Annotated in this window: 1 protein-coding gene; it reads right to left on the reverse strand. The window is 60.2% G+C overall.

Annotation, left to right across the window (positions count from 1 at the left end; translation table 11 throughout):
• Positions 1-281: 281 nt before the first annotated feature.
• Positions 282-1,310, reverse strand: coding sequence for an IS110 family transposase (locus GWG67_RS38640; RefSeq protein WP_275174880.1), 1,029 nt, complete (start codon positions 1,308-1,310; stop codon positions 282-284).
• Positions 1,311-1,371 lie beyond the last annotated feature (61 nt).

Genomic DNA, 1,371 nt, shown 5'->3' on the forward strand with positions numbered 1-1,371 from the left:
TAGACGTATATGGACCCCGCCCGATTGCAACGACTGGCTTGATCAGGATCGACGGCCACAACTGCTGACGTATATCCGGCTTCTTGATGCGGCTGGACAACGTCTCCGCCGCGAGCCTCGATGGTTTTCGCCCGCTTCCGCCTCAACGGCCCCGAGACATCGGCGCAAGCCGTGCCGGTCCACACATCAGGTTCGGGAAGCGACGGGGTGACCGTTTCGCCATCTCCTGCCATTTGTTGCAATTGCCGGTGAGACCACCTTTCCTTGATTGCCGCTTCGCTTCAGGCCGCCTTCACCGAAAGCGCCGGCTCATAAGCCGCGCCGCCTGTGAGCATAGCCCACACGATCCGCGCGTTCTTGTTGGCAAGAGCCACGGCCGCGACATTGGGATGGCGCCGTTGCCGCATCTTGCCGAGCCAGAGGCTTCGCGGATCCTGCTTGCCATTAGCACGGCTTAAAGCGGCGCGAGCTCCGTGAATCATCAGCGTCCGCAGGTATCGATCGCCCCGTTTGCTGATGCCGAACAAGCGGGCCCGCCCTCCACTGGATCGCTGCTTGGGTACCAGACCAAGCCAAGCCGCGAACTGTCGGCCGTTCTTGAAACAGCTTCTATCGCCCACGGCGGCGACCAAGGCTGTTGCTGTCACAGGTCCGACGCCTTCGATTTTGCCGAGCCGCTGGCACTGCTCACTCGTACGGAAGATTTCCCTTATCCGCCGGTCATAGGCTGCAATGCGGGTATCAACGGACAACTCCTCTTGCAGTTCCCTCATGAGCGCTCGGAGCATCTCGCTGAGGTCGTCATTGATGTTTCCTACGTTGACCGCGAGGCCACGCCGCAGCTGCGCGATGTCACGGGCAACGACAATCCCATGCTCGGACAGAAGACCGCGAATCTGATTGACGAGCCTGACTCGATCGGCGACCAGGCGCCGGCGAATGCGGTGGACGGCCTGTACCGCCAGCTGATCGGTTGATTTCGGTGGCACGAAGCGCATGGACGGACGACCGACCGCTTCGCAGATGGCTTCCGCATCGTTCTGGTCGTTTTTGTTCGACTTGACGTATGGTGTCACGAACTGAGGGTTGATTAGTCGGACCTGATGGCCAAGCTCCGTGAGCACGCGAGCCCAATAGTGTGCCCCGTTGGAAGCCTCCATCCCGACCAGGCAGGCCGGTAAATTGGCGAAAAAGCCGGCCACCGCATCGCGACGTAACCTCTTTCGCACAACGACTTTCCCGTGGTTGTCGACGCCGTGAACTTCGAAGACATACTTCGCCAGATCTAGACCTATCCGAACGACCTGCATAACATCCTCCTTCGCTGCAGTTGACGCTTGAGATTCCACCGCGGCAAGGGCGGGGTCCATA

The sequence above is a fragment of the Bradyrhizobium sp. CSS354 genome, from assembly GCF_029051725.1.
Classification (GTDB): Bacteria; Pseudomonadota; Alphaproteobacteria; order Rhizobiales; family Xanthobacteraceae; genus Bradyrhizobium.

Excerpts from the sequence above, each read along its gene's own strand:
- GWG67_RS38640 (WP_275174880.1), bottom strand. The coding sequence starts at position 1,310 with ATGCAGGTCGTTCGGATAGGTCTAGATCTGGCGAAGTATGTCTTCGAA.